Source organism: Myxococcus sp. MxC21-1, from assembly GCF_032612255.1.
In the GTDB taxonomy this organism is placed as follows: domain Bacteria; phylum Myxococcota; class Myxococcia; order Myxococcales; family Myxococcaceae; genus Myxococcus; species Myxococcus virescens.
On record NZ_CP123278.1, the window covers coordinates 4,281,600 to 4,305,736 of the forward strand.

Annotated in this window: 20 protein-coding genes and 2 pseudogenes; 13 read left to right on the forward strand and 9 right to left on the reverse strand. The window is 69.2% G+C overall.

Going from position 1 to position 24,137, the window contains the following annotated elements:
* Positions 1-132: 132 nt before the first annotated feature.
* A pseudogene (locus QEG98_RS19425) lies at positions 133-1,517 on the reverse strand (sigma 54-interacting transcriptional regulator).
* A gap of 89 nt (positions 1,518-1,606) precedes the next feature.
* Here QEG98_RS19425 and QEG98_RS19430 point away from each other — a divergent pair.
* Together QEG98_RS19430 and QEG98_RS19435 are read left to right on the forward strand one after the other, a co-directional pair.
* Positions 1,607-3,496, forward strand: a complete 1,890-nt coding sequence (locus tag QEG98_RS19430) for a serine/threonine-protein kinase (protein ID WP_316567675.1) — start codon at positions 1,607-1,609, stop codon at positions 3,494-3,496.
* Between the two features lie 190 nt (positions 3,497-3,686).
* Complete coding sequence (locus tag QEG98_RS19435) at positions 3,687-5,741, forward strand: alpha-amylase family glycosyl hydrolase (protein WP_316567676.1); 2,055 nt, start codon at positions 3,687-3,689, stop codon at positions 5,739-5,741.
* Positions 5,742-5,800: 59 nt separating this feature from the next.
* On the opposite strand, the gene QEG98_RS19440 is transcribed toward QEG98_RS19435, so the two are convergent.
* Positions 5,801-6,010 (reverse strand): hypothetical protein, encoded by a 210-nt coding sequence (locus QEG98_RS19440; RefSeq protein WP_011553713.1) that lies wholly within the window; start codon positions 6,008-6,010, stop codon positions 5,801-5,803.
* A gap of 229 nt (positions 6,011-6,239) precedes the next feature.
* Between QEG98_RS19440 and QEG98_RS19445 the strand changes: the two genes are divergently transcribed.
* Together QEG98_RS19445 and QEG98_RS19450 are read left to right on the forward strand one after the other, a co-directional pair.
* Complete coding sequence (locus QEG98_RS19445; protein WP_090492493.1) at positions 6,240-6,515, forward strand: hypothetical protein; 276 nt, start codon at positions 6,240-6,242, stop codon at positions 6,513-6,515.
* Between the two features lie 62 nt (positions 6,516-6,577).
* Positions 6,578-7,303: a PHP domain-containing protein gene (locus tag QEG98_RS19450; RefSeq protein ID WP_316567677.1), complete on the forward strand. Its 726-nt coding sequence runs from the start codon at positions 6,578-6,580 to the stop codon at positions 7,301-7,303.
* A 21-nt stretch (positions 7,304-7,324) separates the two neighbouring features.
* Here the strand turns inward: QEG98_RS19450 and QEG98_RS19455 are convergent, their stop codons facing one another.
* The 4 genes from QEG98_RS19455 to QEG98_RS19470 form a co-directional block, all read right to left on the reverse strand.
* On the reverse strand, positions 7,325-8,071 hold the full coding sequence (locus QEG98_RS19455) for a hypothetical protein (protein WP_316567678.1): 747 nt from the start codon (positions 8,069-8,071) through the stop codon (positions 7,325-7,327).
* Positions 8,072-8,394: 323 nt separating this feature from the next.
* Positions 8,395-8,712, reverse strand: a complete 318-nt coding sequence (locus QEG98_RS19460) for a zinc ribbon domain-containing protein (protein ID WP_316567679.1) — start codon at positions 8,710-8,712, stop codon at positions 8,395-8,397.
* Between the two features lie 29 nt (positions 8,713-8,741).
* Positions 8,742-9,164: a hypothetical protein gene (locus tag QEG98_RS19465; protein ID WP_316567680.1), complete on the reverse strand. Its 423-nt coding sequence runs from the start codon at positions 9,162-9,164 to the stop codon at positions 8,742-8,744.
* The gene (locus QEG98_RS19470) at positions 9,101-9,682 is read right to left on the reverse strand and encodes a hypothetical protein (protein WP_316567681.1); all 582 of its coding nucleotides are present in this window, start codon (positions 9,680-9,682) and stop codon (positions 9,101-9,103) included. Before QEG98_RS19470 ends, QEG98_RS19465 begins: the two co-directional genes overlap by 64 nt.
* Positions 9,683-10,338: 656 nt before the next feature.
* Between QEG98_RS19470 and QEG98_RS19475 the strand changes: the two genes are divergently transcribed.
* The 4 genes from QEG98_RS19475 to QEG98_RS19490 all read left to right on the forward strand — a co-directional run bounded on the left by QEG98_RS19475 (position 10,339) and on the right by QEG98_RS19490 (position 13,867).
* Positions 10,339-10,821 carry a Fur family transcriptional regulator gene (locus QEG98_RS19475; protein ID WP_186817827.1) on the forward strand — a complete coding sequence of 161 codons (483 nt, stop codon included), beginning with the start codon at positions 10,339-10,341 and terminating at the stop codon, positions 10,819-10,821.
* Positions 10,822-10,826: 5 nt separating this feature from the next.
* The gene (locus QEG98_RS19480; protein ID WP_011553720.1) at positions 10,827-11,342 is read left to right on the forward strand and encodes a TlpA family protein disulfide reductase; all 516 of its coding nucleotides are present in this window, start codon (positions 10,827-10,829) and stop codon (positions 11,340-11,342) included.
* Between the two features lie 78 nt (positions 11,343-11,420).
* Complete coding sequence (locus QEG98_RS19485) at positions 11,421-11,702, forward strand: septum formation initiator family protein (protein ID WP_316567682.1); 282 nt, start codon at positions 11,421-11,423, stop codon at positions 11,700-11,702.
* The gene (locus QEG98_RS19490) at positions 11,699-13,867 is read left to right on the forward strand and encodes a diguanylate cyclase (RefSeq protein WP_316567683.1); all 2,169 of its coding nucleotides are present in this window, start codon (positions 11,699-11,701) and stop codon (positions 13,865-13,867) included. The genes QEG98_RS19485 and QEG98_RS19490 overlap by 4 nt, the downstream gene beginning before the upstream one ends.
* A 61-nt stretch (positions 13,868-13,928) precedes the next feature.
* Here the strand turns inward: QEG98_RS19490 and QEG98_RS19495 are convergent.
* Positions 13,929-16,174 (reverse strand): annotated as a pseudogene (locus QEG98_RS19495) (di-heme oxidoredictase family protein).
* 183 nt (positions 16,175-16,357) lie between these two features.
* On the opposite strand from QEG98_RS19495, the gene QEG98_RS19500 reads away from it, so the two are divergent.
* The gene (locus tag QEG98_RS19500; RefSeq protein WP_316567684.1) at positions 16,358-17,221 is read left to right on the forward strand and encodes a class I SAM-dependent methyltransferase; all 864 of its coding nucleotides are present in this window, start codon (positions 16,358-16,360) and stop codon (positions 17,219-17,221) included.
* Positions 17,222-17,230: 9 nt separating this feature from the next.
* Here QEG98_RS19500 and QEG98_RS19505 read toward each other — a convergent pair whose 3' ends face one another.
* Together QEG98_RS19505 and QEG98_RS19510 are read right to left on the reverse strand one after the other, a co-directional pair.
* Positions 17,231-17,824, reverse strand: coding sequence for a Uma2 family endonuclease (locus QEG98_RS19505; RefSeq protein WP_316567685.1), 594 nt, complete (start codon positions 17,822-17,824; stop codon positions 17,231-17,233).
* A gap of 116 nt (positions 17,825-17,940) precedes the next feature.
* A complete protein-coding gene (locus QEG98_RS19510) occupies positions 17,941-19,650 on the reverse strand; it encodes an HAD-IG family 5'-nucleotidase (protein WP_316567686.1) in 1,710 nt (569 codons plus the stop codon).
* A gap of 380 nt (positions 19,651-20,030) precedes the next feature.
* On the opposite strand from QEG98_RS19510, the gene QEG98_RS19515 reads away from it, so the two are divergent.
* Genes QEG98_RS19515 through QEG98_RS19530 form a run of 4 tightly spaced genes read left to right on the forward strand, consistent with a single transcriptional unit; the run spans position 20,031 to position 24,134 of the window.
* Complete coding sequence (locus QEG98_RS19515) at positions 20,031-21,380, forward strand: serine/threonine-protein kinase (protein ID WP_316567687.1); 1,350 nt, start codon at positions 20,031-20,033, stop codon at positions 21,378-21,380.
* Complete coding sequence (locus QEG98_RS19520) at positions 21,343-22,125, forward strand: hypothetical protein (RefSeq protein WP_316567688.1); 783 nt, start codon at positions 21,343-21,345, stop codon at positions 22,123-22,125. Before QEG98_RS19515 ends, QEG98_RS19520 begins: the two co-directional genes overlap by 38 nt.
* 2 nt (positions 22,126-22,127) lie before the next feature.
* The gene (locus QEG98_RS19525) at positions 22,128-22,793 is read left to right on the forward strand and encodes a response regulator (RefSeq protein ID WP_186817824.1); all 666 of its coding nucleotides are present in this window, start codon (positions 22,128-22,130) and stop codon (positions 22,791-22,793) included.
* Between the two features lie 27 nt (positions 22,794-22,820).
* Positions 22,821-24,134 carry a M16 family metallopeptidase gene (locus tag QEG98_RS19530; RefSeq protein ID WP_090492520.1) on the forward strand — a complete coding sequence of 438 codons (1,314 nt, stop codon included), beginning with the start codon at positions 22,821-22,823 and terminating at the stop codon, positions 24,132-24,134.
* Positions 24,135-24,137 lie beyond the last annotated feature (3 nt).

The window sequence follows — 24,137 nt, forward strand, 5'->3', positions numbered from 1 at the left end:
CGGCACGTCCCAGAATAGGGCCCGCTGGAATACCGGGCCGTTCGACACGTAATGACCCGGCCCGGAAACATCCGGCCACGCGACCCTGCAGATGTCGCCGCGAAAGCAGGGGGCCTGGAGGCCCACACCCACTTACGCCGGTGACGTGTCCAGGCCGTGCTTGCGCAGCAGCTTGCGCAGGTACACGCGGTCGATGCCCGCCTCACGGGCCGCGCGGGACACGTTGCCCTCGCAGCGGTCGATGAGGGCGCGCAGGTAGTCGCGCTCGAAGCCTTCGATGATGCGGTCCTTGGCTTCCTTGAAGGGGAGGTCCAGGGAGATGGGGCGCGTGCTCTCCGGGTCGTCCGAAGGCGGCGGCAGGGTGGTGGGGTCCTCGGGGGGGAAGGCAGGTCCGGGATGTCCGGCAGGGCCTCGTCGCCCAGGTTCACCACCCGGTCCACCACGTTGCGCAGCTCGCGCACGTTGCCCGGCCACGGGTACTGGGCGAGCAGGGCGCGCGTCTGGTCCGACAGCGCGCTGGGCGGACGCCCCATCCGCTGCAGCACCGTATCGACGAGCAGCGGCACGTCTTCCAGTCGCTCCCGCAGCGGCGGAAGGCCGACGCGGAGCACCGCGAGCCGGTGGAAGAGGTCACCACGGAAGCGCCCGGCCTGCACCGAGCCCTCCAGGTCCTGGTGCGTGGCCGCGACGACGCGCACGTCGAAGGTGCGGTAGTCGTTGGAGCCCACGCGCTTCACCTGTCGGCGCTCCAGCGCGCGCAGCAGGCGGGGTTGGACTTCCAGCGGCAGTTCGCCGACTTCGTCCAGGAAGAGCGTGCCGCCGTGGGCGCGCTCGAAGGCGCCCGCGCGGTCGGAGTGCGCGCCCGTGAAGGCGCCTTTCACGTGTCCGAAGAGCTCGCTCTCCAGCAGCGAGGGGGCGATGCCCGCCAGGTCGGCGATGACGAAAGGCCCCCGGGCCCGCGGGCTGTGCGTGTGGATGGCCTCCGCGCACAGCTCCTTGCCCGTGCCCGTCTCACCCTGGATGAGCACGTCCGACTCACCCGCCGACAGCCGCTCCAGCAGCGTGAAGAGCTCCCGCATGCGGCGGCTGTTTCCCACCAGTGAGCCGAAGGCGCTGCGCGCGGACAGGGGGCGCGCCCGGGGCCGCTCGCTCTCCGGCATCAGCTTCAGCTCGGTGGTGCCCAGCTTGAGGACCGCGCCCGTGCGCACCTCCAGCTCCTGGAAGCGCATGCCTTCGCAATAGGATCCATTGCGCGAGCCCGGGTCCACCGCGCGCACGCCACTCTCGTTCACCTCGAGGATGAGGTGCTGGCGCGACACCGCCCGGTCCGACAGGAGGATGTCCGCATCCCGGCCCGACCCCACGCGATAGCGTCCCGGCATCAGCGGCCAGTCGCGGCCAGCGTCCGGACCCGACAACACCACCAACCGGGTACGTACCCGTTGGACACGAATGGCCGGCAACGCATCGGTGCGGACCAACTCGTCGTCCCCGTCCTCATCTCCCAGACTCGCCACGGCGCGGACGATATCACAGCCGCTTTGCAGGGGTTTGCCTCCGCATTCCCGGGTAATACGGTAAAGTTTGAAAGGGGGTGTCACCCGCGATGGCAAGTGCGCCACGAGAACGATTCGGCCGGTATGAACTTCAAGAGCGGGTCGGCCAGGGCGGCATGGCGGAGACGTGGCGCGCCCGGCTCCGGGGCGCGGCGGGCGTCACCAAGTCCGTGCTCATCAAGAAGGTGCTCCCGGAGTACGCCAACGACGAAGCGTTCGTGTCCATGTTCATCAGCGAGGCGCGCATCTCCGCCACGCTGTCGCACGGGGCCATTGCCCAGGTCTTCGACTTCGGGAAGGTGGACGGGCAGTACTTCCTGGCCATGGAGCTGGTGGAAGGCCATCCGCTGAACCGCATCCTGAAGCGGGCGCTGCGCTCCGGCTTCCACGCCCTGCCGGTGCCCATTGCCGTCTTCATCGCCATGGAGATGTGCCGCGGCCTGCACTACGCCCATACTCGCAGTGACGAGAAGGGCGAGCCGCTGGGCATCGTCCATCGCGACATCTCCCCCGACAACGTCCTCATCGGCTACGAGGGGCAGGTCAAAATCGTCGATTTCGGCATCGCGAAGGCGCGCTCCCTGCGCAGCTTCAACACCGAGCCCGGCGTGGTGAAGGGGAAGTACCTGTTCTTCTCGCCGGAGCAGGCGCGGGGGGAGGCGGTGGATGCCCGCACGGACGTCTGGGCCACCGGCGTGGTGCTGTTCCAGATGCTCTGCGGCCGGCTGCCGCTGGAGGGCCAGGTCCACACGGTGTTGCGGCGGTTGAACAGCGGCCAGCCGCTGCCCTCGCCGCGACAGGTACGGTCCGACGTCCCGGTGGCGCTGGACGCCATCATCCAGCAGGCGCTCGCGCTCCAGAAGGATTCCCGTTTCGAGTCCGCCCATGCGCTCGGGGATGCCCTGGCCGGGTTCCTCTACTCGACCACCCCGCGCTTTTCGCCCATGTCCGTGGGGTACCTGCTGCGGGAGCTGTACCGCCCGGACCTGGAGGCGCTCGGGATGGATGCCCGGGTGCCGGCCTCCTTCTCGGAGGAGATGTCCATCTGGCGCGAGGCGCCCCCGCTGCCCGCGCCCACGCAGCACGGTGTGCCAGCGCTGGGCCTGGAGCCGGACGACCGCACCGAGGAGAGCGGACCCGTCGAGGTGGACGACGCGGAGAAGGAGGCTCCCGCGCCGCGTGCGACGCGGGTGGGCCTGTTCGCCGAAGGCAGCAGCAGCTCCCAGTGGGTGGCCGGTGTCGGCCTGGTGGTGGCCGCGGTGCTCGCCGGGGTGGCGGTGACGCGGGTGGGCTCCGACGTGCTGGCTGCCGCCAAGGAAGAGGCGCGCGCGCTCGGGCCGCCCGAGGCGCAGCGGATCATTCCGCCCGCGTTGTCTGCCGCCCCACCCATGGCCGCGCCCTCGAAACCCCCGGCCGCGGAGGAGGGGCCTTCGCGGGCCTCCGAGGCCATGGTCGAGAACGCGGATGACGATGAGGTGTCGGGAAGCGCCGACACGCCGGTTGACGCAGTCGAGGTCGCGGCCGGGCGTTCCAGCGTGGCGCGTCCGGTCTCCGGATCGCGGAGCGGCAAGGTCGTTCACGCGGCTGGCACGGGCGCTCGAGGACAGACGCGGCAGGCCCATGCGGTGTTGCTGGGCGAGCCGGGCAACGCCCTGGCGGTGTCGCCGGTGACGGTGGGGCCCGCGCACCGGGTGCTCACCGCCGGGCGGGCCCTCCAGCGTGAGGGGAAGTACACCGACGCGCGGAACGCCGCCCGCGAGTGCGCCCGGCTCGAGCCCGGCAACGCCGAGTGCTACCTGCTGCTGGGGGCCGTGGAGGTGAAGCTGGGGCGAATCGACGAGGGGGCTCGCAACTACCACCGCTTCCTGGAGCTGGCCCCGTCGGACCATCCGCTCGCGAGCACCGTCCTGCGCATTCTGCAGGAATACGAAGCCCGCTAGGTCGGGCGTCCACGATTCGACGCATTGAATCACCCGGCTCCCCGCCGGGGGCTTGGAAAAGCGAGCGAGCCTCCCGTACAAGGGGGCTCGCATGAAGCGTTTCCGCCTTCCTCGACGCCTGACGCTCCCTGCGCTGCTGATGGCAGCCGCATGTGGTGAGTCTGACTCCATCCCAGTCCGGACCTGCGACGTGACGTTGACCTACGCACCGCAGCGGTCCGTGGCGGGCACCGTTCAGGTCGTGGGGGAATGGAACAACTTCGCCTCCCCGGCTCAGCCCATGACCGACCGGGGTGACGGCGTGTTCACGCTCCGCCTGGAAGGGCTGGAGCCGCGCGCCTACGGCTACCGTTTCGTGGTGGGCGACAAGCAGGAGATGGATCCGGAGAACCCGTACTCGCGCTGGGTTCGCGCGGAGGAGTATTCGCGCGTCATCGTCCCGGACTGCCGCCAGCCCGTGCTGGAGCTGAACCGCTTCACGGTAACGCCCGAGGGCTCGCTGGACGTGGCCGTCTCCTTCCTCGATGGGACGGACAAGGCTGGCCCGGCGGTCGATGGCATGGTGCTGTCGCTGGACGGCACGCCCCGGCCGGACGCCTATGACGCCGCCACCGGCCGCTTCCGCCTGAACGTGCAGGGCCTGGAGCAGGGCAAGCACCACGTGAAGGTGGTGGCCAAGGACCGCCAGGGCCGCGAGGCGGAGTCGCTCTACCTGCCGTTCTGGGTGGAGCCGGAGCGCTTCCGCTGGGACTCGGGGCTGATGTACTTCGCCTTCACGGACCGCTTCCACAATGGTCGGCTGGAGAACGACGCGCCGGTGGCGGACGTGGACCCTATCGCCAACTATCTTGGCGGGGACTTCGCGGGCATCACCCAGAAGCTGGAGGAGGGGTACTTCGACGCGCTGGGCATCCGCACGCTGTGGATCTCCCCCGTGGATCAGAATCCCGAGGGGCGCTTCGTCGGCACCGGCGGCAAGTACTACACCGGCTATCACGGCTACTGGCCGTCGAAGCCCCGCGAGACGCAGCACCGCTTCGGCTCGCTGGAGGAGTTGCGCGCGCTCACGGCGGCCGCGCACAAGCGGGGCATCCGCGTCATCGCCGACCTGGTGCTCAACCATGTCCACGAGGAGCACCCATATTGGGCGAACCACGCGCGGGACGGCTGGTTCAACACCGCCGCCAGTTGCGTGTGTGGCACGCAGGACTGCGACTGGGAAGCCAAGCGCCTCACCTGCAAGTTCACGGACTACCTGCCGGATTTCAACTGGCGCTCGTCGGACTTCGTGGACCAGTTTGCCGCGGACACGCTCTGGTGGCTGGAGCAGGCGGACTTCGACGGCTTCCGCATGGACGCGGTGAAGCACATGGAGCAGGTGGCCGGGCGCACCATCCGCGGGAAGCTGAATGACATCACCGCGATGACGGGCACCGAGTTCTACCTGGTGGGCGAGACGTACGTTTTCACGGATGGGCGCTCACAGATTGCCCGTTACATCAGCCCGCAAGAGCTGGACGGCCAGTTCGACTTCCCCCTGTACTGGCCCGTGCGCGAGGCCTTCGCGGACGGCAAGGGCTTGCAGCGTGTGGACGACGCCGTGCGCGCCAACGAGGAGGCCTATGTGCCGGGAACGCTCAATTCGCCCTTCCTGGGCAACCACGACGTGGCGCGCTTCATCTCCCAGGCCGCGGGGCAACTGCACGGGGAAGGGAGTGATCCCTTCGGTCCCAACCGCCCGTCCACGGTGGTGACGGATCCGGCCGCCTTCGAGAAGATGAAGTACGCCTTCGCCTTCGTGCTGACGCAGCCGGGCGTGCCGCTGGTGTATTACGGCGATGAAGTCGGCCTGCCGGGCGCGGCTGATCCGGACAACCGCCGCTTCATGCGCTTCGGCAGCGCGCTTGCGCCGCAGGAGCGGGACTTGCTCGACTTCGTGCGGAAGCTGGGGCAGGCGCGCCGGGCGCACGAGGCGCTGCAGACGGGCGCGCGGCGGACCCTGCGCGTGGAGGACGACCTCTACGTGTTCCAACGTGATCTGCCGGACGGGAAGGGGGCTCTGGTGGCCATCAACCGGAGCGCCGTGGAGCGCTCACTGGTGTTGGAGTTGATGGGAGGCCTGGCCGCGAGCAGCGGCACCTACGTGGACATCTTCTCCGGGCAGACGCTGCAGCTTGCCGGCACGGAGACGGTGCTGGTCGTCCCGCCGCGCGGTGTCGCTGTCTACGTGCCCCACCAGGAGTAACAGGGTGGGGATGTTCCGGTGGAGGGGTGGGCCGTCCCCCTTCCGCCGGCGCATCCCACTCAGGACTGAGGGGCCGCCTGCTCGCTCTTGCCGTGCTTGTAGAAAAGCACGAGCGTGTAGCAGTGGAATTCGTTGTCGGACGACTGACACACGACCCGGTCCACAATCTCCAGGTCGGAGTTGCTCTTCAGCCAGCGGGTGACGTTCTCACCCAGCTCCTCGCGCTCCTTCGCCTTGGTGGCGGAGAAGACCTTCACGCCCGTGAACATCGCCTGCCACTCCTTGTGCGGTGCTGATTCAGGACAATAGGAAGTTATCGCACGCGTCGTTCCGGGGTGTCAAAAACCCGGCTTCCCTGTTGTGGGGATGTTGATCGTCCATGCCTGGGGGTTTGCAGTCTCCCGCCCGTGCCTATGTTGCTCGAGTCGCACCGGATTGCGTGGGGCGCTCGTGGCAGAGGGCCGCGAGTGGTGGCGGAGTGGGGAAGGGGGAAGGCCCGTGGACATGAAGACCAAGAAGGACCTGGCCGTAGACTTCATCAACACCATCCGGACGATGGAGCCCTCCGCGCTGAATGCGCTCATCGTCAAGGAGGCAGGTGAAGAGCTGGCCCAGTTCTTCCTCAATTACAGTGCGAACCTCATCTCCAAGGACCCGTCCCGGGTGCTGGAGAACACGTCCTCGCTGATGCTGATGGGGTACCTCATCCGCACCTATGAGGAGAAGAACACCCAGGCCACCCAGGGTACCTTCCAGTCCTACGCGTTCGCCTGAGCCGCGGGCAGGGCGTTGCAGGCTCGACAGGGCTCGGGGGAGCCTGTTAGGGAGCAGCGCCCATGCTCATCGACATGCACGCCCATTCCCACCTGTCCAAGGGTTGCGAGCTGGACCCTCGCGCCGTGCTGGAGCGGGCCGCCTTGTTCGGCCTGGACGGTGTGGCCTTCACCGAGACGAACACCCAGGACGGCTGCGACGAGCTCTTCGAGATTGGCGCGAAGTCGAAGCTCAAGGTCTTCGTCGGGCTGGAGCTGGTGACGGATCGTGGACAGTACCTGTGCTTCTTCCCGAAGCCGGAGCTGGCCCCGGAGCCGGTGCAGATGTGGGGCAGCAACCGCGAGAAGCCGTGGAGCGCCGCCGAGTGTCTTCCCAAGGTGAAGGCCCTGGGCGCCGCCATCGTCGCCGCGCGGCCCTATGACCGGGACTCGCAGAATCCGGCCATGGACTTCATCCGCTCCCTCGGCGTGCTGAGCGCCGTGGAGGGCTACAACGCCCGGGTGAAGCAGACGTCCAACGACCTGGCCGTGGAGGCAGCCGCAGCGCTGAAGCTCCCCTGTGTGGGTGGCAGTGACGCCCGGGGGTCGCTCGACGAGGTCGGCCGGGGCGCCACGCTCTTCAAGCGGCCGGTGCAGACGCAGGCCGAACTGGTGGCCGAGCTGCAGAAGGGTGATTTCTGGCCGGTGATGGCCGGCGACCTGCCCCGGCTGACGCGCCCGGGAGAGGCCCAGGCCGCGCGTAAGTCCGGTGGTGGCGGCCGGGGTGGTGGCAAGCGCCGCCGTCGTTAGCCGGCGCTCGCCGAAGTCCGCTCAGGGGACGACCGGGTTGCCGCCCTCCTCGGCGCGCGCGAGGCGTCCGTCCGTGAAGAAGGCGCGGCGGCGGCCTCCGGGGTAGATCCACTCCTCGAGTCTGGACGTGCCTTCCAGGGAGCGCCGCACCGTCTCCGGCGGGCCCCAGGCCATGCGGGCCGCGTCCATGGACATGTTGGCCACCAGTCGCTTCTCACGTACGGCCTCCTGCACCGCGGGCGGCAGCGCGTCCAGCGTGGGCTTCAGGTCCCTCGCGGACAGGTACTTCTCCAGCTCCGTGCGGAAGTCCTCCGGACGGTCCAGGTTGGGCGGCATCACCAGGATGAGCGGCGGCGCGTTGGCGGGTGCGCCGGCTTCCGTGAGGTACACCCAGGGCCAGGCGCGCGGGCTGTAGAGGACGCGCTCGGTGATGACCCAGGAGGTGGGGAACTCCACGCGGGTGATGCGCAGCTTCGTCCCGGCGGGGAGCACGCGCTCCACGGCGCCCGGGTTGATGGGGGCGCCCTTCGTGTCGTCGAGGAGCCGGACGTCCTCGGGGGCGTAGGGCGTCAGCAGGCGCTTGGAGGCGTCACCGAAGAGCGGCGTGACGTTGCTGGAGACGCGGAGGTACTGCTCCGCCTCCGGGCCGGAGAGCGTCTGGTTGAGGGAGGCCCGCGCCTCGGGCGGCATGCGCGTCTGGGACGCACAGCCCGCGCCAAGCACGGTCAGCAGGGACAGGGACAGGATTCGGAATGAGGCGAGCGGCATGGCACCTCCGCGGGGACAGGGCGCGGCAGGTGTCCTGATTAGCTCACCGGGCTGGCTGCGTCAGCGGGGATGGCTCCATCGTCTCGCGCTTGCCGCCGCGGCATCCGCGCTGGGGCGGGCAGATGGGGCCGCGGCCATGAGGATCCGCGACGAGCAGGAAACGGCCGAGCCCGCGGGTGTCCGTCAGCTCTGGATGGCCACACAGCGCGCAGTGACGGGGAGGACGCTTGGAGGGGGGAAGGGCACGGGGCGTGAGTGTGCGCCGCTCCCATGCCCGGAGCGAATTTTCGGCGGGCCCGGCCCGGGTGGGCGCGGGCCGGGGGCTACTTCTTGTCGGCCGAGGCCGCCGGCGCGGGGGCCGGAGCGGGCGTGCTGGGCGCGCTGCTGGCCGGCGAGGACGCGCTCGACGACGAGGAGGCGCTGCTGCTCGACGAGGAGCTGCCGCCGTCCTTCTTGGTGGAGCTGTACAGGTCGGAGTACCAGCCCCCGCCCTTGAGGACGAAGCTCGAGCGGCTGACGACCTTGGTCATCGACCCCTCGGCGCCGCACGCGCTGCACGTGGCAGGGGCGGGGTCGGAGATCTTCTGCAGCACGTCGATCATCTTTCCACAGCTCTGGCAGGAGTACTCGTAGATGGGCATGGTTCTCAGTGCCTCGTCAGGGTGTTGAGTCAGCGGGAGCCGGCCAGCAACTGCTTGCGCAGTCCATCCGCCAGTCCCAATCGCTCGAAGGCGCGGAAGACGAGCTCGGACGGGGCGCCGTGCTTGCGGGCAACGGCATCCGCCAGTTCGTGCAGGTCTCCGGCATCGTGCAGGACGTCGCCGACGAGCCGCTCCAGTTCCTTGCGGAGCGTGTCGGCGAACTTCTTCTGGATGCCCAGGTCGGTCAGGTACTTCTCGCGCCCGAGCAGGTCCAGCCGGTGCGTCAGGTGGGGCGTGGCCAGGGCCTCGCGGCGGAAGCGCTCGCGCAGGGCCTCCACGTCCTCCGTCAGCGACAGCACGGAGACCAGCCGCTGCAGCTCCGACGGGCTCAGGCCCAGGGCCCAGGCCACGCGGCCGGCGGCGCCCCGCTGGGTGGTGAAGCCGTCCAGCACCGGCGGCGCTCCTTCTCCACCATCGCATCCATCAGCCCGTGGTCCCGGAGCACGTTCTCCAGATCCACCTGCGTCAGCTCGCCCCGCGCGCCATTGAAGCGCTGGGACAGGGCCCGCAGCAGCGCGAAGCGGTGGTCGGCGGCCTCCATGGCGGCCTCCACGACGGGCTTGCCGGTCAGGCGCGTCAGCTCCATGAAGGACGCGCGCGGCGCCTCCACGCGGGTGAAGCGGCCCCGGGGGCGCGGCAGGTCCCTGCGCGAGAGGGCGGGCTCCTCGGCGAAGTCGGCGGGCGAGCCCAGGGTGTCCTCCGTGGGGGCGCGCTTTCGCGGGGCGATGCGCTCCTTGACGGTGGCCTCCAAGTCCTCCTTCGCGGCCTTGCCGCCCTTCTTTCCGGCGGACGCGTCCGCGGCGGGCGGCGGGGCGAAGGTGAGGGGGGCTCGGCGGGAGCCGGCGCGGGCGGTGGCGTCTTCTGCTCGCGCACGTGCGCCAGCTCGCGGGCGACCTCGTAGAAGCCGCACGCTTGACGCTGCGCGGCCACGGAGGCCTGGGTGCCGTTGAGGATGTCGACGACGGCGAAGGGCCCCAGAGGGGACGCCTCGGGTTCGCCGTCCGTCAGTGCACGGACGCGGAAATCATCAGCCTCGGCCAGGAGGGCCAGCGCCTCGCGGACCTCGGGTGCCGGGGCGGGTGCCTTCGCGCGCCGGCAGAAGTCCGAGACGGCAACCGCCACGGGGGTGGGGACGTCGTCGGGCTGTCGTCTTCTCTGCCAGGGACTGTTCATGAATGTCGCGGAAAAATGCTCGTTTACGAGGGCGGATGCCTCTATCTTCGCCCACAGACAGGTGTCAATGAGCCAGTCCGATTCCAATCTAAACAGCCTACGGCGAGTGCAAGTCGCGGGGACGAGCGGACGGGAGGGGAGGCCCTCCCCAGGGCCGCACGCCAGGCGTTGCGGGGAGGATGGGACGGGAGTATCAGGCCCGCCGCGTCCGGAGGCCAACACCTGCCGGTGACGTTTTCTTCTCCGGCGGGGCGCCTTTGTTGGGAAATGGCCGGGTCGCGAGAGTTGGCCGAATTGGTTACAACAAGAGCGGAGGGCGAGGCAGCGCGGGCCTCCACCCAAGTGCGCCCGAGGCATGGCGCGGACCCGCGGCGACTTTGAAGGATTTTTTACATGAGCAACAGTCACAGCCATCACCACGACGACCCGGACAAGGACGAGGTGCTTGCCCGCTACATGGCCCAGCACGGCCTGAAGAGCACGCGGCAGCGCAGCCTCATCATCGACACGTTCTTCGCGGTGGGAGGCCACCTGTCGGTGGAGGAGCTGTGGAACAAGGTGCGTGAACAGGATACCAAGGTGTCCGTCGCCACCGTGTACCGGACCATGAAGCTGCTCAGCGAGTGTGGCCTGGCCCACGCGCGCAACTTCGGGGACGGGCAGACGCGCTACGAGGCGGCCGCGGGGCGCGACCACCATGACCACCTGGTCTGTACGCGCTGCGGCACCATCATCGAGTTCGAGAACGAGCGCATCGAGGCGCTCCAGGACGCCGTGGCCCGCAAGCACGGCTTCAAGGTGACGTCGCACAAGATGGAGCTGTACGGCCTGTGTCGTGACTGTCAGCGGGCCGGGCCGGCCGCCTCGGAGGCCTGATCGCCATGTCCCGCGTGCTGCTACGGGGTGCCGTCGTGGCGCTGGTGGCGCTGGCCGGCTGCCGGGGCACTCGGCCGGTGGACGCGGGGTATGCCTTCCTCAACGCGCTGGCGCTGCCGTCGGTAGGGCCCACGCCGCATGACGTGCGCGCGCTGGACGGGAAGGTGGTGCTCGTCTCGTTCTTCGCGACGTGGTGCTTCCCGTGCCTGGCGGAGATGCCCACGCTGGAGGCGCTCCAGAAGGACTACGGCCCCCGGGGCTTCCAGGTGGTAGCGGTGGGCATGGACCTGGAAGGGGAGAAGGTCCTGGCCCCCTTCGCGGACCACTATGCGCTGCGCTACCCGGTGCTGGTCGCGAACCAGGCGATGATTGAAGGCCACAGCGCCTTCGGGGCCATCCAGGGCCTGCCCACCACCGTGCTGTTGGACCGCCGTGGCCGGGCCGTGGCCGGCTGGCATGGCGTGGAATCCCACGCCGATATGGCGAAGGCCGTGGAGAAGCTCCTGGCCCAGCCCGAGTAGTTAGTTCCCCGGCATTGCTACAGGCCTGGAGCGGAAATCTTGCGGGGCAGGGGGCCACTGGTACGGTCCTCCGCGTTCATGACGGCGAGGCGAAAGTTCCTGTTGGTGGCGGTAGGGCTGGCTGCGGCCCTGAGCCTCGTGTCCGTCGTGGACGCGAAGGGCTTCCGCCGCTACCTCTCGCTCCGGCAGGACGTGGAGTCGGTGCAGGCCCGCAACCGCACCCTGTCCGCTCAGAACGAGGCCCTGCGCAATGAGATTGCCGCACTGCGCAAGGACCCGGCCGCGCTGGAGCGCGCCGTGCGTGAGGAGCTCGGCTTCGTGAAGCCGGGCGAGCTCGTCTTCCACCTGGAGTCTCCATGACGTCGCTTCCCGAGTTTCCGTCTCCCGGAAGGTTGCTGCGTCTCGCGGTCCGGTCCATTCCCGCCGCGGCCTCGCTCGCCACATTCATCCACCTGGCGCGCGGCGGCTTCCGGGGGCTGAACACCCTGGGGTGGACCGAGGCGGCCCTGGTGGGCTGCCTCCTGGTGGGCATCGCCGTGGCCGCCTGGCGCCGGGCCATGCGTGGCGCGGTGGGCGCCGTCGTCGACCTGCGCGATGACCTGGACCTGGGCGGCACGCTCCTCTCCGCGGCCTTCGTCGTGGTGGCCATTGGCGGCGGGGACTTGTTCCCCATCGTCTACCTGCTGATGGCGTTCCTGGTGGCCTTCCTGCCGCGCAACGCGGGCCTCACGCTGCTGGGCGTGGCGCTGGTGTACGACGCGCTGGTGACCCTGGGCGGTCCGGTGCCCAACGCCACGGGCTACCTGACGCACGCGGCCTTCCTGGCCCTGTTCTCCGGCCTCTACCACCTGGTGCTGGCGGCACGCATCGCCGCCGCGCGCCGGGCGGAGAGCGACGCGGTGCAAAAGCGCATCCGCGAGGTGGAGGAGCGGGCGCGCACCTTCCGGCTGGTGTCGTCCGGTACGCAGGACAGCTTCAGCGGGATGAGCTCGGACGAGAAGTGGCTGGTGGCCTCGGTGAAGGAGATCGAAGGCGCCGTGCAGGCCGCGCTCGAAATCGCGGAGACGGGGCTGCGCACGTACACCTGCGCCGCGTTCCTGCTCACGTCGGATGACCGGAGCCTCAAGCTGTACGACTGCCGCTCCGGCTCCGAGCGCGTGCAGCGCGAGCGCTTCAACGCGGGTGAGGGCATCATCGGCGGCGTGCTCAAGCGCCGCGCCCCGGTGCGGATGAACTCGCCGAACGGGCTCAAGGGCGTGACGCACTACGAGGGCAGCGGCCCCGCGGTGCAGGCGCTGCTCGCGGTGCCCATCCTGGAGGCCAGCGGCCTGGTGCGCGGCGTGCTGGTGGCGGACCGGCTGGCGAACGAGCCCTTCAGCGACCAGGACGAAAAGCTGCTCTCCACCATTGCCGGCGAGGTGCTGCGCTCCATCGAGGTGGAGCGGGTGATGAGCTACATCCGCAAGACACGCGACGAGAAGGACCGGTTCTTCCGCGCCATCGAGGAGCTCAACCGCGCGGGCAGCCCCGACCAGGTGTTCGTGGCCGTGCTGGAGAGCACCCGGCAGCTGGCGGGCCTGGACTTCTGCGCGGTGACGCTGGTGTCCGAGGTCGACGGCAAGCGCATGCACCGCGTGGTGCGCATGTCCGGCGTGACGGCGCAGGGCCAGGCGCTGTCCGGCCAGAGCTTCGAGGACAACAACGGGCTGGTGGCCAACGTGGTCCGCTACGGGGCGCCGCTGCCGGGCCGCGACATCAAGGCCATGGACCGGCAGATCATCTTCGACGACGAGACGCAGATTCGCGGTCTGGGGGCGCTGAAGATCTTCCCGCTGGTGGCGGGGGACCGCATCCTGGGCACGCTGGTTGCCGGCTCGCGCAAGAAGGCCGCGTTCGAGCAGGACGTGCTGCGGATGATTGAGGTCATCGCCATCCAGGCCGCGCAGGCGGTGTTGCGCGCGCAGCTCTACGAGCAGATGGAGCGCATGGCCACCACGGACGGCCTCACCGGCCTGTTCAACCACCGCACCTTCCAGGCGAAGGCGGACGAGGTGCTGGCCCAGTCCCGGCGCTACCAGCGCAAGTTCTCGCTCATCCTCACGGACGTGGACCACTTCAAGAGCGTCAACGACACCTACGGCCACCCGACGGGCGACCAGGTGCTCAAGGGCGTGGCCCGCATCATCAAGACGATGGCGCGCGATACGGACATCGTCGCCCGCTACGGCGGCGAGGAGTTCGTCATCATCATGCCGGAGACGGACGCCAAGGGCGCCTTCACCATCTCCGAGCGCATCCGCGAGGCCGTGAAGGCGGAGACCTTCCAGACGGAGATGGGGCCGCTGAAGATCACCATGTCGCTGGGCATCGCCACCTTCCCCGACAGCGCCATGGAGAAGCAGCAGCTCATCGACCTGGCCGACCAGTGCCTCTACCACTCGAAGCGCAACGGCCGGAACCAGTCCGTCACCGTGGACATCATGCAGGGAGGGCGCAAGCAGCTGAAGGCGGCGAACGCGTCCTGAGTCCTTGATGCAGCCGGGGGCCGCCCATGACGCGCGGCCCCCGGGCGTTGCCTTCGGCGGATTACAGCGAGCGCAGGAACGCCAGCAGCGCGTTGCGGTCCGCGCTGTTCATGTTGGCGAAGTTGTTGCGCGCCGCCGGCCCTCGCCGCCGTGCCAGAGGATGGCCTCGGCCAGGTTGCGGGCGCGGCCGTCGTGCAGGTAGGCCTCGCCGCCGCTGACGCCCGCGGTCAGGCCGATGCCCCAGAGCGGGGGCGTGCGCCACTCCGCGCCGGTGGCCTGGCCGTCCGGCAGGTTGTCCGCCAACCCCGCGCCCATGTCGTGCAGTAGCAGGTCCGTGTAGGGGCGGATTGTCTGGCCGCGCAGCTCCGCGTGCGGGTGGAACTCGCTGGTCGTCAGGGTGGCCACGTGGCACCGCGCGCAGCCCGCGTTGTTGAACAGCGTCTCACCGCGCAGCGCCGTGGCGTCGCTCAGGTCGCGGCGCGCCGGCACGCCTAGCAGGGAGATGTAGCGCGTGAGCTTGTCCAGCTCCGTGTTGGCCAGCTCGGTGCTGGTGCCGGTGCAACCCTGCTGCGACGGACCGCAGTCCAGCGACGGGAACACGGAGGTGGTGACGCCGATGTCGCTGTTGAGGGCCTCGGCCACCTGGTGGCGCACCGTGGCGGTGCTGGCCTTCCAGCCGAAGCGGCCCAGGCGCGTCACGCCCGTCTGCGGGTCGCGCACCGGGTGCATGCGGCCGGAGATGCCGTCACCGTTGCTGTCGTTGGGGTCCGCCAGCGCGGCGATGGCCGACTCGGGGATGGCCTCCAGCAGGCCCATGCCCACCAGCTGCGGGGTGATGCGCGCCGAGTAGTTCGTGGGCGTGTTGTTGGTGAAGCCGTAGTTGGGCCGGCGCAGCTCGAACCGGGTGCCGTCCCCGTAGGTGCCGGAGCTGACGGTCCACCCGGTGATGCGGGCCTCGCCCTCGGGCGTGCCGCTGGTGCGGCGCGGCTGCAGCCGGTAGCCAAGGAACGGGTCGGCGGCGCCATTGGCCTGCCCCACCTTCACCACGTAGTTCGTCAACGTCGTGTTGTTGCCCGGAGGCAGGGCGCGGCCATTCTGCACGTGGCAGGCGACGCAGGACGGGGCGACGTAGTTTGGGCCCAGCTTGCCCTGATGCTGCGTGAGCGCGGGGTTCCCCGGCTCGGAGTGGCTGCCATCACCGAAGTGCGTGTGGTGGATGCGGCGGCCTTCCACGAAGGGCTGCGCGCTGACTGGCGCCAGGTTGTTGGCCATCTGCAGGAAGCGGTTGTCGGGTTCGTTGGACTGCGGCGAGCTCAGCGTGGTGCGGCCACCGCTCCAGCCCGCCTGCGGCATGGGGATGGAGTCCCGGATGGAACCCGTGACGTCGAAGGGCACCACGCCGCCCGAGCCGACCATGTAGAGGTACGTGGTGGCGTAGTAGTTGAAACGGCCTTCCACCGGTTGACGAAGGAAGACGCCCACCTCCAGCTCCATTCGGTCGCCCACGCGGATGGCGCGGCCTTCCTTGGCGTTGAAGTTGACGCTGGACGTGAAGTGACGGTCGTTCACCGGGGTGAACTGGGCGTTGTGGAAGTACTCCGCCACGGTGCCGAGCCCGCGGAAGAAGGCGCGGAAGTCAGGGCGCTCGTAGGGATAGACGGTGTGCAGGTTCACCGTGATGCGGTTGCCGCCCTTGGCGACCTCGTCGACGATCTCGATGGAGTGCGTGCGCGCCTGGAAGTAGAGGGGCAGGTAGTGGTCGTACGCCTGGAACATGTCCTCGCGTGCGTGTCGATCCCGGACCCGGTCGCCCACGCGGGTGATGATGGCGGAGGCCGTCTCCTGGACCGTGGCGGGCTCCAGCGGCGTGGACGTGGTGTACAGCGGGACGATGGGGCCCATGGGGGGCGTGCCCGCGTCCGTGGGAGGCGGCGGCGTGCCCGCGTCGGTGCCCGCGTCCGGCGGGGGCGGAGGCGGGTTCGTGTCGGAGTGCGTGTAGCGCGTCCACGCCGTGTCACGGGCACAGTTGCAGGACACGTCCCAGTACGTGAAGGCGTAGTCGATGGTTTCGCCCGCGGACAGGCCGGTCACCGTGTACTGGTTCCGGCCGTTGACGATGCCCATCCGATAGTTGAGCTGCCCCTGATTGTTGCGGACGTAGTGGATGTCCGCCCAGGCGTTGGTGTCGACGTAGAAGATGGCGGACGAGCCCGACGGCGTGACTCCAAAGGTGGCTGCGAACGCGTCGCCCACCAAGAGGGTTGCGACCAGTACGACAGCGGCCATTCCTGCTGCTCTGTTGTCCATCGTTGTCCTCTCCAAGCGAACCACTCCGGGCGCGGATTGGGGAGATTCTCCATCGTCCGAAGGAAGTCCGATTCTGAGGCACGAGGGCGCGAATTCCTATGGAGTTCGTTAATTCGTACTAATCCTGTCGGCTCCGAGACGGAGTCTGGCAGGGCCTTCCTCGGTTGACGCGATGGGCCAGTCGTGGCGCGGCGCGGAGCGTCGTGGATGGCGGAATCCGTTGCTCCTTCGCTGCGGGCATGGTGGATGCGAGGCAGGAGGGTGACCCTGGTACCGCTGGCGGTGACGACGAGCACGAAGGTGGACGCGGCGCTGGTGCGCGAGGCGCGGGCCGTGGCGGCGCGGTGGGGTGTGCCCTTCCTGCCTCGGCGCGCGAAGGAGAGCGTGGCGCCGTGGCTGGGGACGAAGGCGGCGGCGCTCTTGGTGGTGGGCGGTGACGGCGTGACGCTGTGGGACGCGGAGGGCTCGTTCGGGTTCCACGCGGGCATGGCGCACCTGCGGCGGATGCGGCTGCGGGCGGGGGAGCCGGATGCCTTCGTTCGGGTGGCGGAGCTTCGCGCCGGGGACGCGGTGCTGGACTGCACGTTGGGGCTGGCGCAGGACGCGATGGTGGCGTCACTGGCGGTGGGGCCCTCGGGGCGCGTGGTGGGGCTGGAGCGGAGCCTGGCGCTGGGGGCGGTGGCGGGGGAGGGGCTGCGGCGCTATGCGCTGGGCGAGGACTCTGGGCCCATTGAAGTGGTGCACGCGGATGCGCGCGAGTACCTGAAGACGTTGCCGTCGCGCGCGTTCGACGTTGTCTTCTTCGATCCGATGTTCGCGAAGCCGCGCAAGTCACAGCCGGCGTTCGACATGCTGCGCCGCTTCGCGGAACACGCGCCGCTGACGCAGGAGACGCTGGAGGAAGCCCGGCGCGTGGCGCGGCGGTGGGTGGTGGTGAAGGGCGCGAAGTACACGGACGACCTTCGCAAGCTGGGCCTGGAGGACGAGCCCGGCTCGCGCTTCACCGACGTCATCTGGGGCCGCGTGGGGCCCTCCGCCGAGCCGTGAGGGCCGTTATCACGGCTGCACGGTGCCTCCCATTCGCGGCGTCCACAGCAGGCCCAGGTCCAAGGGGAGGACCTCGAACGGCTCCGCGTTCACGGTGACGTTCCCCGTGAACAACTGGCTCCGGACCCAGCTCGTGGTCCCACGCCGGTAGACCTCCAGGGACTGGCGCACGGGGTCGATGAGCCACATGCTCGCCACGCCTTCGCGGAAGTACAGCGGCATCTTTCGGACCCGGTCCAGGCTCCGCGTGGAGGGGGACAGGACTTCGCACAGCCAATCTGGCGCAGTGCTGATCCAGGGCAGCTCGGGGTCTGGGGGCTCTGGCAGCCTCTCGCGGCGCCACCCGGCCACGTCGGGCACCACCACATCGCGAGCCAAATGGAGTTCAGGTTCCACCAGGAACCACCAGCTCCCAGGCCCCTCATGTGAGAGTTCGAAGGGATGCGCGAGGAGGCTCGTCAGCCGGGCGGCAGCGCGCAGGTGCCCGTATGCGGGCCTGGGCGAGGCGTACAGCGAGTCATCGACGATTTCACCGACCCAACCGACCGGAAGCTGCTCGATGTCCCCGTAGGTCGCTGGTTTCCGATTCTTGCCCCTGCTCATGCCCACACCTCGCCGTGAATGGAACCTGTGACGTCCTCAAGGTAGCACCCGACCTCCAGGGGTGACTACCTGACAGGTTCCCATCCTACGGGAGGCTCTGACACGTCGTATGAGGCCTACTCGTTCCCGGCGCCCTTCGGGGGGCCTTCGCTGCCCATCGGGGACAGCCGGGCGGACAGGGCTCCGGCCTGCTCGTGGGCCATCTTGTCCCGCGGTGAGCGGTAGTACTGCATGGGCGAATGGTGCAGGAAGTTCGACACCCGGCTCGTGTACAGACAGGCGTACTGCTCCACCTGGTAGCCAAAGCGGCTGTTCTCGTTGCCTTCCTTGAAGAGCAGCCCCCAGTACGGATTGAAGCCTTCCTCCACGTCCTGCTCGAGCGTGTCCGCGATCTCGTTGGCCTCTTTCAAGGCCCGCCGCATCCGGTCCAGCTCCGCCTTCGTCTGCTTGCGGAGCTCCTCCACGCCCAGCCGCTCGTCCGGTGCCAGCTGTTCTCGCTCCAGCCGCCGATCCAGGATGTTGAGCAGCGTCTTGTGGTGGTTCACTTCGTCGTCCAGGCGCTCACGGAGCACCTCCACCTGCGACAGCGTTCCAATCTCCTCCTGCCGCGTCGCCGTGTACGTGATTTCGTCCTCAATCTCCTGGACCACCATGCACGTGCGCCACAGCGACGACTTCTTCGACTTCAGGATGTCGCCGTAGATGTGGTCGCCCACGTACAGGATGTTCTCGCCCCGGAAGCCGGTCAGCTCCTCGAAGCGCGCCAGGTTGCCGCCCGAGTACACCTTGCCGCGCTCCAGCGACGTGGCCTCGCCCAACACGCGGCCTTCCTCCGTGGAGGCATCCAGCTCCAGGAAGGGGGGCGAGTCGGTGAAGAAGCCCGGCTTGCCCGCCGACGTCACCACCACGTCGAAGTAGTTCCTCCAACTCGGGTACTCCGCGAGCTGCCCGTCCAGGAGGTACTTCATCACCGCGTCCGTGTAGTCCCACGCGGAGTTCGTCAGCAGGAACAGCCGCTTCCCGCCCGAGCGCAGCTTGTGCAATGCCGGCCCCAGCTCCGGGTCCAGGAACACGTAGCGCGCCAGGTCCTTGCGCACCTCGCGCTTGAGCGAGTTGTCCCGGTGCACCGTGTCGATGGCCTCCCGGATGTCGTCGTACAGCTTGCCGTACTGGACCGTGTGCCCCAGCGACTCCAGCAGCTCGATGATGCCCGCGAACAGGCACGTCTCCGGCAACGCGAACAACGTGTCGTTCCACGCGAACTGCGGGTTGCGCAGCCGCACGCGCTTGTTCCGGTACAGCTCACGCGAGACCTCGCGCTTCAGCGGGCGCAGCCCGTGGTACGCGCGGCCCACGTGGCCGAAGCGGTCCATCTTCAGGATGTTGCCGTTGACGCGGTCCACCGCCAGCCCGCGCATCACGAAGTGGTGGTCGTACAGCAGCCCGCCCACCACCGGCGGATAGCCGTACTCACTCACCAGCTTCGCCAGCGTCATGTCGAACGACAGCTGTTCCAGCCGGCGCATGTGATAGATGGCCAACGTGTAATCCATGTCGAAGCCGAACAGCTCGACACTGGCCATGCGCAGGTTGCGGTTGACGAAGATGTCCCGCGCCCGCTGCACCACCACCCGGCGCTCGCGGGGGGACGTGAGCAGCCGCGTGAGTTCCTCGTCGGCGAGCAGTCCGTCGGCCCGCTGCGCGGCGTCCTCGGCGCGGGAGCGATTGAGGGGAGAACGGAAGCTCCCGTGAAGCGGGTCCGGCGCGGGCCCACCCGGGATGGGACGGAACGGGGAAAGTGATGGTGCCAAGGGACTCAGACACATAACACGCGTGTGGGTGGCCCGGCTCTTACCTTGCGGGGTTTGGAGTCGGCATGGCACGCTTCGGGGTCTGCGATGCGCTCGCCCACCCGACGACAGCCCTCGGAGGCCCCCGAGGCGGTTCAAGCTCGCCTGTCCGCCCGGATCGCCGCGCTCGAAGATCGGGTTCGCCGCCTGGAGGCCCGGTTGCGTCTGAAAGTCGCCGCCACCGAGCCCGCCGCGCGAAGAACCGCCCAGCGTGCGGCCGAGCGTCCGGCCCGGGCCCGTCCCCGCTGCCCGGGGTGCACGCTGGAGCTGCCGCGTGGCCGCCGCGGTGAGTCGTGCGTGTGGTGTGGTTTCGTCTTTTCCGCCGTCATGCGGCGACGTCCGGCGCGAAAGAAGCGATGACCGCCACGTACCGGCTGACGGGCAAGGTGGAAGGCGGGGAGCTGGCCGAGCTGTATCAGGGCCTCGAGCTTCCCGGCATCCCCGTGGTGGTGAAGCTCTTCCACCCCAGGACGTCCGATCCGGCCTATGCCCATGACCTGGCGGAGACGACGCGGCTGCTCCAGCCCGTGCGGCACCCGGGCATCCTCCACGTCGTGGACCTGGGCGTCATCCGCCAGCGCCTGGCCGTGGTCCGCGAGGACGTGGACGGCTTCACCCTGGGCACCGCGCTCCAGCGCCTGCACTCCAAGGACGTGGTGCTGCCGCCCACCGTGGCGCTCCACATCATCATCCAGCTCCTGGAGGCCCTGCATCAGGCGCACGAGGCGGGCGTGGTGCACGGCGCCATCACCCCGGGCAACGTGGTGCTGTCGCATGACGGCCTGCCCGCGGTGTGCGACTTCGGCGCGCTGCGCGCCCTCATGGCCGTGCCCCAGCTGCGCAAGTCGTTTGGCCACCGGGGCCGCGGCACGTACCGCGCGCCGGAGGTCACGCGGGGCGAGCCGCACTCCGCGCAGTCGGACATCTACTCGCTCGGCGCCATCGCCTACGAACTGCTCACCCAGCGTGAGCCCGTGGTGCCCGGCAGCGGCGGGGTGTCCACTCGGCGCAGCGAGGCGTTACCGCCGCCCAGCCGCGTGGACCGGCGCATCAATTCACGGCTGGACCCGCTCATCCTCCGCGCACTGGAGCCTACGCCCCAGCGCCGCTTCCGCTCCTGTGGCGAGTTCGCCACGTCGCTTCGCAATCAGCTCACGGCCAGCGGCGGCATGCCCTCGGCGGACGACGTCCGCCGCTTCGTGCGGGAGCTGTTCCCCAACGAGATGAGCCTCGTCAGCTCGGGGCCCCCGCCGTTCAAGGAGCCCTTCACGCTGGAGCCCATCTCCGGCGCGGAGATGGACGACCTGCGCGCGGAGGAGCTCGAGAAGTCCGTGGTTCAGCGAGCCCCATACAGCCGCGCGCTGACCGAGGACGAGGCCAACGCGGAGACGCAGCAGGCCTCCGAGCCCGCGTTCGAGGAGTACCGCCCGGAGTTGTACGCGCGGGACGTGGCGGACGTAGCCACGCGGGTGCGGGCACCCTCGCGCGCGTCCGCCTCCGACTCCACCTCCGCGCAGGGGAGGACACCGGGCCCGCTCCCGCCGGACCGCTGGAGCAGGGGTGGGAAGCGCCGCCCGGCGCGGCTCCGCCGAAGCCTCGCCGCCACCAGTCGGCGGTGGGGGAGGGAGCGGCCACACCCGCATCGGGAGAAACCCGCGCCTCAAGGTCGTGGAGGACTTCTCCGCGCCCGAGCCGTCCGCGGATGACGAGGGCTCGGTCTCCGTCTCCGCGCCAGGTCGCCGCGGCGCCCGGATCCGCCGCGCCCCCGTGGAGGCCAAGGGGCCCAAGACGATTCCGGACGTGTTGCCCGCGGTGCAGCCAGCCTCGGCGCGAGCGCGTGACGACATCGCGATGCCGCCGTCCGATCCGGCGTTGCCTTCGACGTCCGACGTGCACCGGCGCCTGGTGAGCGCGGAGCAGCGGTTGTCCGTGGCCCAGCACCGGTATGGACGCCGGTTGGGCATCGCGGCGGCCATCGCCGGGGTGGGGTTGGTCACCTTCCTGGTGGCCGCGTGGCAGCTCGGTGGTGATTCCGCACCCGCGCCGGAGGAGGCCCCGCGGGAGGCGCAGGCCGAGGCCGTCCCCGTGGGCCCACCGCCCGCCATGCCCATCGCGCCGCCGTCGCCGCCGGTGCCGGCGCGTCCGCCGCCGCCCGCTCCAGAAGCCGCGTCGCGAGGGGGCGAGGAGGACGCGGCCCCCGAGCCGAAGCCTCCCCCGAAGTCTCAGCGCGCGTATGTCACCATCACCACCAATGTGCCGGCGAGCGTCTACGTCGACGGCACGCGGCTGAGCCGTCGTACGCCCCTCAACCGATACCCCGTCAAGGCGGGCACCCGGCGCATCAAGCTGGTGTCCGTCGCCACCGGTGAGCCCAAGGAGCTGGACCTGCGCATCAAGCGGGGGCAGCACCTCAAGGTCCTGGTGGACTCGTTCACGTCTCCGAGGCGGTGACCATGGACCCGACCCGCATCTTCGTCGTCGAGGATCAACCCCAGCTCCTGAAGAATCTGGTGAAGGTGCTGGCCACCTTCCCCGAACTGGAGGTGGTCGGTACCTCCCAGGAAGGGGAGGCCGCGGTGGAGGACATCGTCCAGCTCCGCCCCCAGCTCGTCCTCCTGGACCTGGAGTTGCCCGGCATCAACGGCATCCAGGTGACCCAGCGGGTGAAGCGCCGCGCCCCGGAGGTGGAGATCCTCATCCTCACGTCCTTCGACGACGAGACGAAGGTGTATGAGGCCATCCAGGCCGGGGCCTCCGGCTACCTGGTGAAGCGGGTGGGGCCGGAGAAGATCCGCTCCGGCATCCAGGAGGTGATGGAGGGCGGGACCGTCCTGGAGCCCATCATCGCCAAGCGCTTCTGGAACTACTTCCAGTCCGTTCAGGCGAAGTCCACCCAGGCGGAGAAGAAGCCGGAGAACCCCTGGTCGCTCACGCCGCTGGAGTTCGAGGTGCTGCGCTACGTGGCCAAGGGCCTGTCCAACGCCGAGGTGGGGCACGTGATGACGCTGGAGCGGCGGACGGTGCGCACGCACCTGTCGCATATCTACCGGAAGATGGGCGTCAACTCTCACGTGGAGGCCGTGGTGATGGCCTTGCGTGCGGGTGTCGTGGATCTATAGCCACGCTCTGGTTAGGTTCGGGGTCCTATGTCCAAGGCTTCCCCGAGCAAAGTACCCACTCGCGTGGCGGACCCCGCACTCGAGTCCCTGTTCGACGTCCACGAGGCCACGCTTCCCAACGGCCTCCAGGTGCGGCTGCTCGCCAACCACCAGGCGCCTGTCGTCAGTCTCTACACCGTGTTCCAGGTCGGCAGCCGCAACGAGCGGCCCGGCATCACCGGCATCAGCCACCTGTTCGAGCACATGATGTTCAACGGGGCGAAGAAGTACGGCCCCAAGATGTTCGACAAGACGCTGGAGTCCAACGGCGGCCGCTCGAACGCGTACACGTCCACCGACCTGACGGTGTACTACGACGACTTCTCCGCCGACGCGCTGGAGACGGTGCTGGACCTGGAGTCGGACCGGATGCGCTCGCTGCGCATCTCCCAGGCGACGCTCACCAGCGAGCGCGAGGTGGTGAAGGAAGAGCGCCGCGTCCGCGTGGACAACGACATCTTCGGCCTCATGGACGAGGAGCTGGGCACGCTCGTCTACAAGGCGCATCCCTACCGCTGGCCTGTCATTGGATGGATGGCGGACATCGAGGCCATCCGCCGCGAGGACTGCCAGGACTACTTCCGCACCTACTACGCGCCCAACAACGCGGTGCTCTACATCGTCGGGGCCATCGACCCGAAGAAGACGCTGGCGCTGGTGCGCAAGTACTACGGGAACATCCCCAAGGGCCCCGCGCCCGCGGCGGTGCTCAACTCGGAGCCCGAGCAGAAGGGCGAGCGCCGCGCCGAGGTCCGTCACCCCGCGCAGTCCCCCGCGCTGATGCTGGGCTTCCGGGGGCCGGCCGCGCGCGATGACGACACCTTCGTGCTGGACGTCATCCAGTACGTGCTGACGAAGGGGGAGGGGAGCCGGCTGATCCGCTCGCTGGTGTACGAGCAGAAGCTGGCCGTGTCGCTGATGCTCGACTGGAGCTGGCGCATCGACCCGGGCACCATCCTCTTCTACCTGGCCCTGAAGCCGGACTCCGACCCGAAGAAGGTGGAGGCCGCGCTGTACGCCGAACTGGAGAAGATCGCGCGCGAGGGCATCACCGAGCGCGAGCTGCAGAAGGCGCAGAACAACCTGCGCTCGGACCACCTGCGCGAGCTGGCCACGAACAGCGGCCGGGCGCATGCCCTGGGCCACTACGAGGCGTTGCTCGGCGACTGGCGCCGGTTGCTGACGCTGCCCTCCACCTACGCCTCCATCACCAACGACCAGGTCAAGGCCGTGGCCGCGAAGTACTTCGCGCCCGAGCGCCGCTCCGTGGTGACGCTGGTTCCCGCGCCCACCGAAGCCTGAGCC